The 13,307-nt window shown below is 66.1% G+C and carries 11 protein-coding genes; 5 read left to right on the top strand and 6 right to left on the bottom strand.

The window, feature by feature from the left end; genetic code table 11:
- Positions 1-19: 19 nt before the first annotated feature.
- From HB681_RS05330 to HB681_RS05320, 3 genes are all read right to left on the bottom strand, one after another.
- Positions 20-1,135 (bottom strand): enoyl-CoA hydratase/isomerase family protein, encoded by a 1,116-nt coding sequence (locus HB681_RS05330; RefSeq protein WP_213953726.1) that lies wholly within the window; start codon positions 1,133-1,135, stop codon positions 20-22.
- A 178-nt stretch (positions 1,136-1,313) separates the two neighbouring features.
- Positions 1,314-2,468 (bottom strand): acyl-CoA dehydrogenase family protein, encoded by a 1,155-nt coding sequence (locus HB681_RS05325; protein ID WP_213953725.1) that lies wholly within the window; start codon positions 2,466-2,468, stop codon positions 1,314-1,316.
- 141 nt (positions 2,469-2,609) lie between these two features.
- Positions 2,610-4,133, bottom strand: coding sequence for a CoA-acylating methylmalonate-semialdehyde dehydrogenase (locus tag HB681_RS05320; protein ID WP_213953724.1), 1,524 nt, complete (start codon positions 4,131-4,133; stop codon positions 2,610-2,612).
- A gap of 115 nt (positions 4,134-4,248) precedes the next feature.
- On the opposite strand from HB681_RS05320, the gene HB681_RS05315 reads away from it, so the two are divergent.
- From HB681_RS05315 to HB681_RS05300, 4 genes are all read left to right on the top strand, one after another.
- Positions 4,249-5,160: a LysR family transcriptional regulator gene (locus HB681_RS05315; protein WP_213953723.1), complete on the top strand. Its 912-nt coding sequence runs from the start codon at positions 4,249-4,251 to the stop codon at positions 5,158-5,160.
- Between the two features lie 128 nt (positions 5,161-5,288).
- On the top strand, positions 5,289-5,783 hold the full coding sequence (locus tag HB681_RS05310; RefSeq protein WP_213953722.1) for a hypothetical protein: 495 nt from the start codon (positions 5,289-5,291) through the stop codon (positions 5,781-5,783).
- 127 nt (positions 5,784-5,910) lie between these two features.
- On the top strand, positions 5,911-6,492 hold the full coding sequence (locus HB681_RS05305) for a molybdopterin-dependent oxidoreductase (protein ID WP_213953721.1): 582 nt from the start codon (positions 5,911-5,913) through the stop codon (positions 6,490-6,492).
- 42 nt (positions 6,493-6,534) lie between these two features.
- Positions 6,535-7,350 carry a methyltransferase domain-containing protein gene (locus HB681_RS05300; protein ID WP_213953720.1) on the top strand — a complete coding sequence of 272 codons (816 nt, stop codon included), beginning with the start codon at positions 6,535-6,537 and terminating at the stop codon, positions 7,348-7,350.
- Between the two features lie 39 nt (positions 7,351-7,389).
- Here HB681_RS05300 and HB681_RS05295 read toward each other — a convergent pair whose 3' ends face one another.
- Positions 7,390-7,788, bottom strand: coding sequence for a hypothetical protein (locus HB681_RS05295; protein ID WP_213953719.1), 399 nt, complete (start codon positions 7,786-7,788; stop codon positions 7,390-7,392).
- The gene (locus HB681_RS05290; protein WP_213953718.1) at positions 7,785-9,419 is read right to left on the bottom strand and encodes a hypothetical protein; all 1,635 of its coding nucleotides are present in this window, start codon (positions 9,417-9,419) and stop codon (positions 7,785-7,787) included. Before HB681_RS05290 ends, HB681_RS05295 begins: the two co-directional genes overlap by 4 nt.
- A 312-nt stretch (positions 9,420-9,731) precedes the next feature.
- Between HB681_RS05290 and fusA the strand changes: the two genes are divergently transcribed.
- Positions 9,732-11,792, top strand: coding sequence for an elongation factor G (fusA, locus tag HB681_RS05285; protein WP_213953717.1), 2,061 nt, complete (start codon positions 9,732-9,734; stop codon positions 11,790-11,792).
- A 124-nt stretch (positions 11,793-11,916) separates the two neighbouring features.
- Here fusA and HB681_RS05280 read toward each other — a convergent pair whose 3' ends face one another.
- Positions 11,917-13,305 (bottom strand): FAD-dependent oxidoreductase, encoded by a 1,389-nt coding sequence (locus HB681_RS05280; RefSeq protein ID WP_213953716.1) that lies wholly within the window; start codon positions 13,303-13,305, stop codon positions 11,917-11,919.
- Positions 13,306-13,307: the final 2 nt, after the last annotated feature.

Raw genomic sequence — 13,307 nt, 5'->3', positions numbered from 1 at the left:
GGATGTCCGCATTTCTTTCTCACACGAGCCCCGCCAGCTCCGGCGCCATGTCGCCGCGCTCGCGCAAGTGGTCCTCGATGAAGGCGGGCGTGATCTCTTCGATGGTGGCCGGCGTCCACTTCGGGTTGCGGTCCTTGTCGACGAGCAGGGCGCGGATGCCTTCGGCGAAATCCTTGTTCGCGCAGCAGCCGAGCGAGGCCCAGTACTCGAGCCGGAACACTTCCGCGAGGGACATGCGGTGCACGCGCTGCCAGAGTTCGAAGCTCAGCGCAGCCGAGCTTGGCGCGCCCTTGGCGAAGGTCTCGGCAGCTGTCTGCACCCACTTGTCCTCGCTGCGGTAGGCGCGCAGCCGCTTCGCGATATCGAGCAGGTCGTCGCCGGCCATCAAGGCGTTGACCTCGTCGAAGTGCTCGCGCACCTTGGACGGCGGGGTCTCCGCGCCCTCCCCGGCCTTCAGCAGGATGCGCGAGAGCGCGGCGCGATCGGCCTTGGCATTGCCGCTCCATGTGCTCGCCATGATGGCATCGAGCACCTGCTGCTTGCGCTCGTGCGGCACGAACAGGTCGGCCAGGCCGCAGAAGATCGCGTCGCTCGCATTGAAGTTGACCCCGGTGAGCGCCAGGAACAGGCCCACCCGGCCCGGCATGCGGCGCAGGAACCAGCTCCCGCCGACATCCGGATAGAGGCCGATGTTGATCTCCGGCATCGCGAGCCGGCTCTGCGCAGTGACCACGCGATGCGACGCACCGGCCATGAGCCCGATGCCGCCACCCATCACGATGCCGTGCGCCCAACACAGGAAGGGCTTGGGAAAGGTGTGGATCAGGTAGTCGAGTTCGTACTCCTGCGCGAAGTAACGCTCCGCGTATGCGTTGCGCGCCGGTCCGACTTCGAGCAGCGTTTGATAAAGCTTTCGCAGGTCGCCGCCCGCACAGAAAGACTTCTCGCCAGCCGCTTGCAGCAGCACGCCGACGATGTCGCTGTCAGCCGCCCATTCCCGCAGCTTGGGCGTGAGCAGCGCAACCATCTCCACGGCAAGCGCATTGAGGGAAGCCGGTGAATTCAGCGTGGCCACGCCGAAGCGCTGGCCGCTGGCGGTATTGATTTCGTGGAAGAGGACGACGGGGTCTGACATGTTGTTGAGATTGGATGAATGCGGGGACCCGAACGCAGAGGGAAGTCAAAGGCTACGCAGAAGTCGCAAAAGAATCCGAGGAAATTTTGATGGATGTTCTATTGCTACTTTTGCGAATCCTTTGCGACTTCTGCGTTCGGCTGTCCGCATTGCGTTCGGCTTTCCGAATTGACGTAGCTCAGCGAATATCTGCATCTCCCTCGAGCAGCTTGCGCGCGACGATCACGCGCATGATCTCGTTGGTGCCTTCGAGGATCTGGTGCACGCGCGCATCGCGCACCAGGCGCTCCAGCGGGAACTCGCTCAGGTAGCCGTAGCCGCCGTGCAGCTGCAGCGCGTCATTGCAGACGTTGAAGCCGGCGTCGGTGGCAAAGCGCTTGGCCATCGCGCAATAGGTGCTGGCGTCGGCATGTCCGGCGTCGAGCTTCGATGCGGCCAGGCGCACCATCTGCCGCGCGGCGACGAGTTCCGTCGCCATGTCGGCGAGCTTGAACTGCAGCGCCTGGAAACTGGCGATCGGCTTGCCGAACTGCTGGCGCTCGTTCAGGTAGCGCCGGGCTGCGTCGAGCGCACCCTGCGCCGCGCCCACCGAACAGGTCGCGATGTTGATACGCCCGCCGTCGAGGCCCTTCATCGCGATGCGGAAGCCCTCGCCTTCGCTGCCGAGCAGATGGTCGGCCGGCACGCGCACGTTGTCGAAGTTGATGGTGCGCGTGGGCTGGCTGTTCCAGCCCATCTTGTGCTCCTTCTTGCCGTAGCTCACGCCGGGCGCATCAGCAGGCAGGGCAAAGGCCGAGATGCCACCCGCGCCGCCGCCGCCGGTGCGTGCCATCAGCACGAGCACATCCGTCGAGCCAGCGCCGGAGATGAAGGCCTTGCCGCCGTTGATGACGTATTCACCGTCCTTCAGCTCGGCGCGCGTCTTGAGCGAACCCGCATCCGAGCCAGCGCCCGGCTCGGTCAGGCAATACGAGGCCAGCTTGCGCCCGCTCGTCAGGTCCGAACCCCAACGCTGGCGCACGGCCTCGGTGCCCCAGGTGCCGAGCATCCAGGTCGCCATGTTGTGGATGGTGATGAAGGCGGTCGTCGAAGGGTCGATGGCTGCCATCTCCTCGAATACCAGCGTCGCGTCCAGGCGCGGCAGCGCGAGGCCTTCGATGCTCTCCGGTGCGTAGAGGCCGCAGAAACCCAGCGTGCCGGCCTTGGCGATGGCGTCCCTGGGAAAGAATGCATCGGCATCCCATTGCGCTGCATGGGGTGCGAATTCGGCCAGCGCGAAGTCACGGGCCGTTTGCGCGAACGCGCGCTGTTCTTCAGTGAGTTCGAAATTCATGGAACGAATGATCGGGCATTCTTTCTCCCTCTCCCCTCCGGCGAGATGGTCGGGGTGAGGGGGCTGCGGCGGAGGACGGCTGAGCGAATTTCTACCGCCCGTGCCCTCACCCCGCCCTCTCCCCGGGGGAGAGGGAGCAAGTCACTTCAGACTGATCGTCGTGTTGACGCCATGACTCACGGTGCTGTCATCGAACCAGCGCGACGTCACCGTCTTGGTCTGCGTGTAGAACAGGATGACCTGCTTGCCGTACGGGCCCAGGTCGCCCAGCTTCGACGCGCGCGAACCGGTGAACGAGAACATCGGCACCGGCACCGGGATCGGCACATTGATGCCCACTTGCCCGACGTCGATGTCTTCCTGGAAGCGGCGTGCCGCGGCGCCCGACTGGGTGAAGATCGCGGTGCCGTTGCCGTTCGGATTGGCGTTGATCATGTCGATGGCATCGTCGATGCTGTCGGCATTGGCCAGGCACAGCACGGGGCCGAAGATTTCCTGGTCATAGATGGTCATGCCGGGCTTGACGTCGGCAAACACCGTCGGGCCGACGAAGTTGCCTTTCTCGTAGCCCTGCACCGTGGGCTTTCGGCCATCGAGGGCCAGCGTGGCGCCATCCGCCACGCCGCGTTCGATCAGGCCGTTGACGCGGTCGTAGGCGGCGCAGGACACCAGCGGGCCGATGTCGACGCCCTTCTCCGTGCCGGCGCCGATCTTCAGCGTCTTCGCCTTTGCGACCAGGTCCGGAACCCACTTCTGCGCATCGCCGACGAGCACCGCGACCGACACCGCCATGCAGCGTTGGCCCGCCGCGCCGAAGCTCGCGCCGGCCAGTGCGTTGAGCGTCTGCTCCTTGTTGGCATCGGGCATCACGATGGCGTGGTTCTTCGCGCCCATCATGCATTGCACGCGCTTGCCGGTGAGCGTGGCGCGGTTGTAGACGTGCGTGCCGACCTTGGTCGAGCCGACGAAGGAGATCGCCTTGATGTCCTTGTGGTCGCAGATGGCGTTGACCACCGCTTCGCCGCCGTGCACCACGTTGAGCACGCCGGGCGGAATGCCGGCTTCGAGCGCGAGTTCGCACAGGCGCATCGTGACCATCGGGTCTTGCTCGGAGGGCTTCAGCACGAAGGTGTTGCCGGTGACGATGGCCATCGGGAACATCCACAGCGGGATCATCGCGGGAAAGTTGAACGGCGTGATGCCGGCACACACGCCCAGCGGTTGCAGCAGCGTGTAGGTGTCGACGCCGCTGGCCACGTTGTTGGCCATCTCGCCGAGCTGCAGGTTGCCGATGCCGGCGGCGTGCTCCACCACTTCGAGGCCGCGGAACACGTCGCCTTCGGCGTCGGGCAGGGTCTTGCCTTGCTCGGCCGTGAGGATCGCGGCCAGTTCGCCCATGTTCTCGCGGATCAGTTGCTGCAGCTTGAGGAAGATGCGGGCGCGCGCGCCGATGGCCGTCTTCTTCCAGGTCTTGAAAGCTTCTTGCGCCGAGGCGACCGCGGCATCGACCTCGGCCTGCGTGGCGAACGGCACGCGGGCCAGCACTTCCTGCGTGGCCGGGTTGACGATGTCGCGCCATTCGGTGGTCGTCGACTCGACGAGCTTGCCGCCGATGAGCAGCTTGACGGTGGCGACCTGGGTGGTCGGCGTGGTGGTGGCGTCCATTTGTCTGTGTCTCCTTGGGGGGGCGTGAAATTTCAATGCAGGCCGGCATCCTAGCTTTGCAGTTTTGCGATAGCAATAGACAAATATGCACCCGTGATCTGCATAATCGCAACGCATGGACTGGGACAACCTTCGCTACTTCCTGGAGCTGGCGCGCTCGGGCACCTTGATGAGTGCGGCGCGCCGTCTGGAGGTCGATCACACGACCGTGGCGCGGCGCATCCAGGCGCTGGAAAAGGAAGTCGGCACGCCACTCTTCTCGCGCGAAGCCGGGGGGCATCGGCTGACCGAAGCAGGCCGGCGCTTGACGCCGCAGGTCGAGTCGATGGAGAGCGCATTCCAGGCTGTGGCGAGCACGGCGCCCGCCGCGCAGCAGGGCTTGTCGGGCGTGGTGCGCATCGGGGCCACCGAGGGCTTTGGCACGGTCATCCTCGCGCCTCGACTCTCGCTGTTCGCCCGGCAACATCCGGGCCTGACCATCGACCTGCTCGCGATGCCGCGGCTGGTGCACCTGTCGCGGCGCGAGGCCGACATCGTGATCTCGCTGGAGCGCCCGGCCCGCGGCGCCGTGGTCGTCACCAAGCTCACCGACTACACGCTGCGGCTCTACGCCGCCAAGGCCTATCTGTCGCAGCACAAGCCGATCCAGGCACGCGAAGACCTGCGCGGCCACAGCTTCATCAGCTACGTGGACGACCTGCTTTTCAGCAAGGAACTGCAGTACCTCGACGACCTGCACAAGCCCGACGCCTTCGCGCTGCGCAGCACCAGCATCCTGGCGCAGCATCGTGCGACGGCAGCGGGCGCCGGCATCGCGGTGCTGCCGGCCTTCATCGCGGACGAGGACAAGTCGCTGCGCCGCGTGCTGCCTGAACTGCCGCAGGCCAACCTCACGCGGACCTTCTGGATGTCGATGCCGGTGGAGAACAAGCAGCTCGCAAGGATGCAGGCGGTGTGGGGGTTTTTGCGGGAGACGGCGGAGGCGCAGCGCGAGATCCTCATGGGTTTGAAATCCACTGCTGCATAGGAAAAACACGGGATCTGCGGAAGCCATGTCTTCCGCAGGACACTCGCAGGAGGCAATGCTAGATTCAGCCCGCGAGCCTCGCTGGCAATCGCATCGCAATCAAGCACAACAACATTCAGGGAATCATCATGAAGTCCATTCTTCTGGCCGGGGCATCGGCGCTCGTCCTTTCTGCCTGCGGCAGCACGGCAACATCGCCCAACACCGCAACGCCCGAACCCAAGGCACAGGCGCCTGCGACAAGGACCGCAGCAAACACTTCCCCATGCGCGGCCAACTTCTCTTCATCGGGCAGCTTCATATCTGGCAAGAAGTTTTCAACCCAGGTCCCGCTGCCGGGGGTCAGCAAGGACACGGCATTCACCAAGGCCTACGGCTCGCTGGCGAAGAGCGGCTACCAGATCGTCCAATCGGACAAAGGCGCCGGCGTGATCTCGGCGGCACAAGGGGTCAGTTTCTCCAAGGGAGGCAAGAGCGTGCCTCTCAACGTCGTCGTGCAAAGCGAGGGCAAGGGCTCGTCGGTCTCTTTCAGCTTCTCCATCACGGGTGGTCTGAGCACATCGGAAGACGCTGTGCGCGACGAGTTCTGCCGGATTGCCGGCGACATGGGTGCCAAGCCCTGAGGCAACCAAGCGTTCGCGCGTGACGCAAACGCCGGATCTCTTCGCGACCGCAGCTGAGCTCACCCGCTGACCTGCCGTTACAGCCCCACGGTGGACGGATACAAGCCCGCCGTCCCACAATGATCTGATGAACAAACGCCACTTCCTCGGCGGCGCGGCCCTTGCCGGGCTGTTGCCTGTTGCCACCGGCGTCGCGGCTGCCGATGCGCCTCGCAAGGGTCCTGGCCTGCTGACCGTCAGCGGCGCCATCGGCAAGTCCAACCGGGGCCCTGTCGATGCGGCGCTCGACCAGTTGATGGTCAAGCACAAGGTCAGCTTCGACAAGGCCTTCGTGATCGACGCCGATGCCTTGGGCCGCCTGCCCGCCGTCAAGATCAAGCCGACACTCGAGTACGACGCCAAGGTGCACACGCTCTCCGGCCCGTTGCTCACGAGCGTGCTGGAGACGGTGGGCGTGGCGCCCGACGCGATGCTCGGCATGCGCGCGGTGGACGGCTACGTGGTGCCGCTGAAGATGGCGGATGCGCGCACCTATCGAATGATCGTCGCCACGGAGATGGACGGCGTGCCGCTCGTGTTGGGCGGGCTGGGCCCGCAATGGGCGATCTACGAGGCCGACACGCTCGCGGCGTTCAAGGACAAGCCGCTGAAGGAACGGTTCGCACTGTGCCCGTGGGGGCTGTACAGCATCGAGGTCTCGCGCAGCTGAAGGCGCCCACCGGGGCGACAGGCTCGCCATCGGAGCGATGAAATGAGCCCACCAGACCCCTACATCCTCGGCTACCGCCAGGCGGAACAAGACCGACTGGAGCGCCAGGCGCTCGAACTCGCGGATGAATCGAACTGGCTGTTCGACCAGATCGGCGTGAGCGATGGCTGGCGCGTCGTGGAGGTCGGCTGCGGCCCGCGCGGCTGCCTTGATCTCCTCTCGAGCCGCGTCGGCGCGAAAGGCCGCGTCGTCGGCGTGGAGCGCAGCAGCGAGCAAGCAGAAACGGCGCATCGATTCGTCACCGAGCATCACCTGTCGAACGTCGAGGTCCTTGACGCAGATGCCAGATCCACCAGCCTGGCGACCGGCACCTTCGACCTGGCCACCGCGCGGCTGGTGCTCGTCAACGTTCCGGAACCACGGCAGATCGTTGCGGAGATGGTGCGCTTCGTGCGGCCCGGCGGATTCGTCGCCCTGCACGAGCCAGACGCGACATTCCAGCGATGCGAGCCGCCGCACCCCGCGCAGACACGTCTCCTGCAACTCCTGGACATCTACGCGAAAGCGAACGGCATCGATCGCGAGATCGGGCTCAAAGTGCCAGGCATGCTGCGCGAGGCAGGGATCGTCGACGTGCACGTGCATCCCATGGTCCATCTGTATCCCCTTGGCCATGGGCGCCGCATGCTGGTGCTCGATTTCGTCGAGAACGCACGCGGCCGGCTCATCGAGAACGGCGTGGTCGGACAGGACGATCTCGATGCATTGACCGCGGCATTGGGACGACACCTGGAGGATCCCGCAACGCTGGTCGTTTCATCCCTCTTCATCCAGGCATGGGGACGCGTACCGGCTTGACGCTCTCCGTCGGAACGCAAGACACCGCCAACGTGCCCGTTACTTCACCCAGATATCCAACGGCACCGCCGGCCGGTCCGGGCAAGTCATGGAGCCGGTGTACCGATCGGTCAAGCGCCCGCTGAAGCTGCACTCGACGCCATCGACGAGAACCGTCGCCTTCATCTCCGACGGAAACCGGGAAAGCTGGAAGCGGATCTCCCCGGCCTTGGTCTCGGGGCCTTCCTGGGTGCAGACGCCGACGTGCGTCAGCGTCATCGGCCCGGTGTATTCCTTCGCGCGTCCCGAGACTTTCTCGGCGACGGTCCCGGTCCACTCCCATTCGCCGAAGACGCCGGAATAGCCGACGACCTCCAGCGAGGCTGCGCCAGCCACCTGCGTGGCCGCCGCGGCCATGGCAATCACCAAGATGCTGCGGGTCGTCATGATGGCTTTCACGGGTGCTTCGCCAGGAACGTGCGCGCATCGGCCACGTCGGTGCGGCCCTTGTCGGCGCCATCGGCGATGGTGACGACCTCGCCGAAGTGCGCGCGTGCCGCCGACGCGTTGCCGCTCTTTTCGGCGGCCTTGGCCGCGCCCACGGTGGCGCCCAGGCGGTTCGGTTCCTTCCTGAGCGTGGCCTCGTAGGCCAACAATGCATCGCCGGGCCTGCCTTGTGCCATCAGCATATCGCCGTACAGTTCGCGCGCCGGCTTCAGGACACCCGGCGTCACCGGATGCTTGTCGGTCGCGTCCTCTGCATCGGCCGCGGCGTTCATCGCCTTGAGGGCCTCGTCGGGTTTGCCGTCCGCATACAGCACCCATGCCGACGCCACCTGGCGCTGGATCTCGACCTGCTGCGACCAGTAGGCGTCCTTTGCATCACGCAGCTTGTCGCGCATCTCAGCGAGCTTCGCGATGTCGACATTCGCGGCCGCCGGGTCACCCGATCGCGCGGCGCCCAGGGCGCGGGCAAAGTACGTGATCGCCTGGACCTGCGGCAAGGCGCTGGGGCGGACCGGCAGCTCCGATGCGGCCTTCCAGTCGCCCCGTTCGACCACATAGCGCGCGGGCGACGCAGCCAGCGCGTACGGCCCGGCCACGGCCGTCTCCGTGAAGCCCGTGACTTGACCCATCTCGTCGACGACAGCCTTGGCGGCGCCGTCCTTTCCCAGTTGCAGGTTCGCATAGACGAGGTAGTCCATCGCATGCAACTGGTCGTTGCCCTCCTTGCCCAGCGCCGCGACGCGTGCGGATTCCGTGTTGGAGGCGATCGACTCCTTCCAGTAGCCGAGGCGCGTGAACACATGCGAGGGCATGTGCTGCGCGTGCGCCGCCGCCGGCGCGATGGCGGCATAACGCCGGGCGGCATCGAGGCCCTTGGCCGCGAGCGCAGGCGAATCGTAGAGATGGATCAGGTAGTGGGCAACGCCGGGATGCTGCGGCTGGCGCCTGGCGATCTTCTCCAGGATGTCCGCGCCCTTGAGCTGGTTGGCATAGGTCTTGTCGGTGGCCGGCGCCGAGACGTTGAGCGCGAGCGCGTAGTAGATCTGGGCCTCGTCGTCGTCGGGATAACGCAGCGCCAATTGCTCCATGGCCTTGGTGTAGGCAAGGACGCGCGTGCGGTGGTCGATCTTGTCGTAGTCGGTGTACATGGCGCCGAGCGCATCGATGTAGTCGCGTTCGCGCTGGGTGTTCGGTGCGCCGGCCGCAATGCCCTTTCCCTTGGCGATCGCAATGGCGCCTTCGGCCAGGTTCTTCTCGGGCGGCGGCGTGTGGGGGTTCCACAGCAGGCTCAGCGCCATGCCCCAGTACGCCATCGCGCAGGCCGGATCGGCCTTGGCGACGTCGTCGAAGGCATTCCGGGAAGCGCGATACCAGAACGAGTGCTGGTAGAGCATGGCGCGGTCGAACAGCGCCTGCGCCTTCTGCGTGCAGGACACGTCGAAATGCACCTTGCCGAGCTTTTCATCGACCGCCTGACCAAAGGCCGGCGAGACCAGCGTCGTGCCGACCACCACTGCGGCAAACAGCACCTCACCGAGGCGCGATCTCCGGCTGCGAGCGCGAATGAGCGTGGGATTTTTCATGGACGGCCCCGTGACTCGATGAACAGGACATCCGAGCCAGAGCGGAGAAGCGCGCACCGCCGGTTGGACCCGGGCAACGAGCGGCGCGCAACATCATGCGCCTGGTCGCGGCCGATTGCGAGTGAATCAGTCACTTCGGTGCGCCGGCGGCCGAAAACGAACCCGCCGCCCGCCTTGCACCGGAGCCCCGCCAGCCGGACAATTTCCGCGGCCCCAAGGGCGCCGTCCTCACGTTTGCCCGCATCCGGTTCGGCGCGCCCGGACGTAAAACACGGTACCGTCCCCTTTTTCGAGGGCGGAAGGAGACGATCCATGCCAAGCCGATCGAACGGCCTTTCGGCCGAACTGGAGAAAGTGCGCACGCTGGCCCTCGTGGGCCCGTCCGCCAGCGGCAAGACCACCCTCGCCGAACTCCTGCTCAAGAGCGCCGGCGCCATCGGCGCCACCGGCAGCGTGGAGCGCGGCAGCACCGTGAGCGACCATGACCCGATCGAGCGGCGCATGCAGCACTCGCTCAACTCGTCGGTGATGCACCTGACGCATGGCGCGACCCGCATCCACCTCCTGGACACCCCCGGCGGCCCCGACTTCCTCGGCCAGAGCCTGCCGGCGCTGGAAGCCGTCGAGACCGCCGCGGTGGTCATCAACGCCGCCACCGGCATCGAGCCGATGGCCGTGCGCATGATGGAGTACGCGGCGTCGCGGCATCTCACGCGCATCATCATCGTCAACAAGATCGACTCGCAGGGCGTCTCGCTGCCGGGCCTGCTGGCGGACATCCAGGCCGCCTTCGGCCGCGAATGCCTGCCGCTGAACCTGCCCAACGCGATGGACAAGAAGGTGGTGGACTGCTTCTTCAACCGCCACGGGCAGTCCGACTTCGGCCCGGTGGAGGCGGCGCACCGGGCGCTGGTCGAGCAGGTGGTGGAGGTCGATGCGGCCTTCGTGGACCGCTACCTGGAGGAAGGCGACGTCGACCCGTCGGAATTGCACGCCCCGCTCGAACAGGCGCTGCGCGAAGGGCACCTGATTCCGGTGTGCTTCGTCTCCGCGCGCAGCGGCGCGGGGATAGCCGAGTTGCTGGACGTGATCGTGCGGCTGTTGCCCGACCCCACCGAGGCCAACCCGCCGGACTTCCTCCTTGGCGAAGGCGCGGAAGCCAGGCCGATGCCGGTCTCGCCCGACCCGTCGCTGCATGTGCTCGCGCATGTGTTCAAGGTCACGGTCGACCCGTACGTCGGCAAGATGGGGATCTTCCGCGTGCACCAGGGCACCCTCACCCGCGACAGCCAGCTCTTCATCGGCGATGGCCGCAAGCCCTTCAAGGTCGGCCACCTGTTCATGCTGCAGGGCAAGAACTACGTGGAAGTGCAGCGCGTGTTGCCCGGGGACATCGCGGCCGTGGCCAAGGTCGACGAGATCCATTTCGACGCGGTGCTGCACGACGCGGCCGAGGACGACCACGTGCACCTTGCGCCGCTGGACTTTCCGTATCCGGTGCATGGCCTGGCCATCGAGCCCAAGCGGCATGGCGACGAGCAGCGCATGTGGGAGATCCTCGGCAAGCTGGTCGATGAGGACCCGTGCCTGCGGCTGGAACATGCGGTCGTCACCAACGAAACCATCGTCTACGGCCTGGGCGAGTTGCACCTGCGCGTGCTGCTGGAACGGCTGCGCGAGGTCTACAAGTTCGAGGTCAACACACGCCCGCCGCGCATCGCGTATCGCGAGACGGTGACGATCCCGGCCGAAGGCCACCACCGGCACAAGAAGCAGAGCGGCGGTGCCGGTCAGTTCGGCGAGGTGTTCCTGCGAATCGAGCCGCTGGAACGCGGGGCCGGATTCGAGTTCGCCGACGAGGTGCGTGGCGGCACCATTCCGGGCCAGTTCATTCCCGCGGTGGAGAAAGGCGTGCGCGAGGTGCTGGAGCACGGCGCCATTGCCGGCTACCCGGTGGTGGACGTGCGCGTGGTGGTGTACGACGGCAAACACCACAGCGTCGACAGCAAGGACATCGCTTTCGCGACGGCCGGGCGCAAGGCCTTCATCGCGGCCATCCAGGCAGCGCGCGCGATCGTGCTGGAACCGGTGGTGAACATCGACATCGCCTCGCCGGATCGCGTGGTCGGCGACGTCACCGGTGACCTGTCAGGCAGGCGCGGGCTGGTGACGGGGACCTCCAATGGGGCGGCCGGCATGGTGCTGATTCGGGGGCAGGTGCCGCTGGCGGAGCTGTCGGGCTACCAGTCGCGGCTCAATGCGCTGACCAGCGGACAGGGGAGGTACACGATGGAGCTGTCGCACTACGAGGCTGTACCGCCGGCGGTGCAGCAGACGTTGATGGGGCAGCATCATCAGAAGGATGAGGAGTGACGTAGTTGCCTGGCGCCTGACGACGAAGCGGCCCGAATACCGCCGCGGATATGCGGATCTGTGGGGCGACGGCCATGAAAGCGCACTGGCCCACGCTGAAACAGAAAAGCAGTCGCATCTGCACTCAGGCCTTGTCGGCCTTGCCCGCAGCGTTGGCGAACTTGCTCAGCATCGTGTCGACAAACCAGGGCCGGCGATTCTCGTCTTCCGCGCGCTCCTTGCGACGGATCGCGTTGCGAACCACGATCGATCCGGCATAGCGCACCGGTTCCGGCGGAAAGCGCCCCAGCGGGCCCTGCGTCAGGGGGCTGCGCGTCCACGCGTTGTCCTGGCCCAGCAGCATCGACGACAGGATCTGGCCGCCCATGTAGCTCGGCCCCACGCCATTGCCCGAATAGCCGAAGCCGTAGCTGATGTGCGGCGCGCCATCCAGCCTGCCGAAGAACGGAAAGCCGGTGACCGAACGGTCGGAGGGACCATTCCAGCTCGCCGTGATCGGCGTGTCGCGCAGCGCGGGAAAGAACGAGTGCAGTGCTTGCGTGAGTTGCGCCTCGTAAGGAGAACGCTGGTCGAAGACGGGCGCGATCCGCCCGCCTCGCGCGAAGGTATTGCCGCCCTTCCCCAGCATGATCCGACCGTCCACGGTGCTGCGGTAGTAGTAGACGAAGGTGCGTGAATCCAGCACCGACACACCGTTGACCAGGCCGATCTCACGCAGCAGTTCGGGGCACTTCTCGGTGATCACCATGTCGCTCGACACGATCGCAATGCTTCGCTCGAACTGGGCGAATGTGCTGGCCATCCAGGCATTGATCGCCAGCACGACCTTTGTCGCCTCCAGGCTGCCGCAGGGCGTGCGGACGACCGCTGGATGGCCGGTGCTGAATTCGAGCATCGGGCTGCGCTCGTAGATGCGCACGCCCATTGCAAGCGCCACGCGGCGCAGCCCGCGCACCAGCTTGCCGGGATGCACCGTCGCGGCCGTGGGCGAATAGACGCCCGCGAGGTTGCGGGCCGAGCCGGAGCGGCGAGCCACCTCGCCGGGCAGCAGCGGGAAATAGCTGTGGATGCCGCGCTCCTCCAGCGCACGCATCACCGGGTCGAGCACGCCGACCTGGGCTTGCGACGTGGCGGTGTAGAGCGTGCCGTCCATGCGCAGGTCGGCATCGATGTCGTGGGCGCGACAGAACGCCGCGATGTGCCCGACGGCTGCCTCGGACGCCTTGACCAGCCGGATGGCCTCTGCCTCGCCGAAGAGGCGGCGCAGGGTGAAGAACTTGGCCGACCAAGTCAGTAGGCAGCCGCCGTTGCGCCCGCTTGCGCCGGCCCCGCAAAGATCGCTTTCGAGGATCGCGATGTCCAGCGATGGGTCCTGCTGCTTGGCCTGGATCGCGGTCCACAAGCCGGTGAAACCGCCGCCAACGATGCAGACGTCGGCACGCTGGCTGCCCTGCAATGCCGGCGCCAACTCACCGTCGTTGAACAAGGCTTGCTCGATCCAGAAGGGTCGCATGC

This window comes from Variovorax sp. dw_954 (assembly GCF_018449755.1).
Classification (GTDB): Bacteria; Pseudomonadota; Gammaproteobacteria; order Burkholderiales; family Burkholderiaceae_C; genus Variovorax.
The sequence above is the reverse complement of the archived record's forward strand: the minus strand, read 5'-3'. Positions and strand labels throughout refer to the sequence as shown.

Excerpts from the sequence above, each read along its gene's own strand:
- HB681_RS05330 (WP_213953726.1), bottom strand. The coding sequence starts at position 1,135 with ATGTCAGACCCCGTCGTCCTCTTCCACGAAATCAATACCGCCAGCGGC.
- HB681_RS05325 (WP_213953725.1), bottom strand. The coding sequence starts at position 2,468 with ATGAATTTCGAACTCACTGAAGAACAGCGCGCGTTCGCGCAAACGGCC.
- HB681_RS05320 (WP_213953724.1), bottom strand. The coding sequence starts at position 4,133 with ATGGACGCCACCACCACGCCGACCACCCAGGTCGCCACCGTCAAGCTG.
- HB681_RS05315 (WP_213953723.1), top strand. The coding sequence starts at position 4,249 with ATGGACTGGGACAACCTTCGCTACTTCCTGGAGCTGGCGCGCTCGGGC.
- HB681_RS05310 (WP_213953722.1), top strand. The coding sequence starts at position 5,289 with ATGAAGTCCATTCTTCTGGCCGGGGCATCGGCGCTCGTCCTTTCTGCC.
- HB681_RS05305 (WP_213953721.1), top strand. The coding sequence starts at position 5,911 with ATGAACAAACGCCACTTCCTCGGCGGCGCGGCCCTTGCCGGGCTGTTG.
- HB681_RS05300 (WP_213953720.1), top strand. The coding sequence starts at position 6,535 with ATGAGCCCACCAGACCCCTACATCCTCGGCTACCGCCAGGCGGAACAA.
- HB681_RS05290 (WP_213953718.1), bottom strand. The coding sequence starts at position 9,419 with ATGAAAAATCCCACGCTCATTCGCGCTCGCAGCCGGAGATCGCGCCTC.
- fusA (WP_213953717.1), top strand. The coding sequence starts at position 9,732 with ATGCCAAGCCGATCGAACGGCCTTTCGGCCGAACTGGAGAAAGTGCGC.
- HB681_RS05280 (WP_213953716.1), bottom strand. The coding sequence starts at position 13,305 with ATGCGACCCTTCTGGATCGAGCAAGCCTTGTTCAACGACGGTGAGTTG.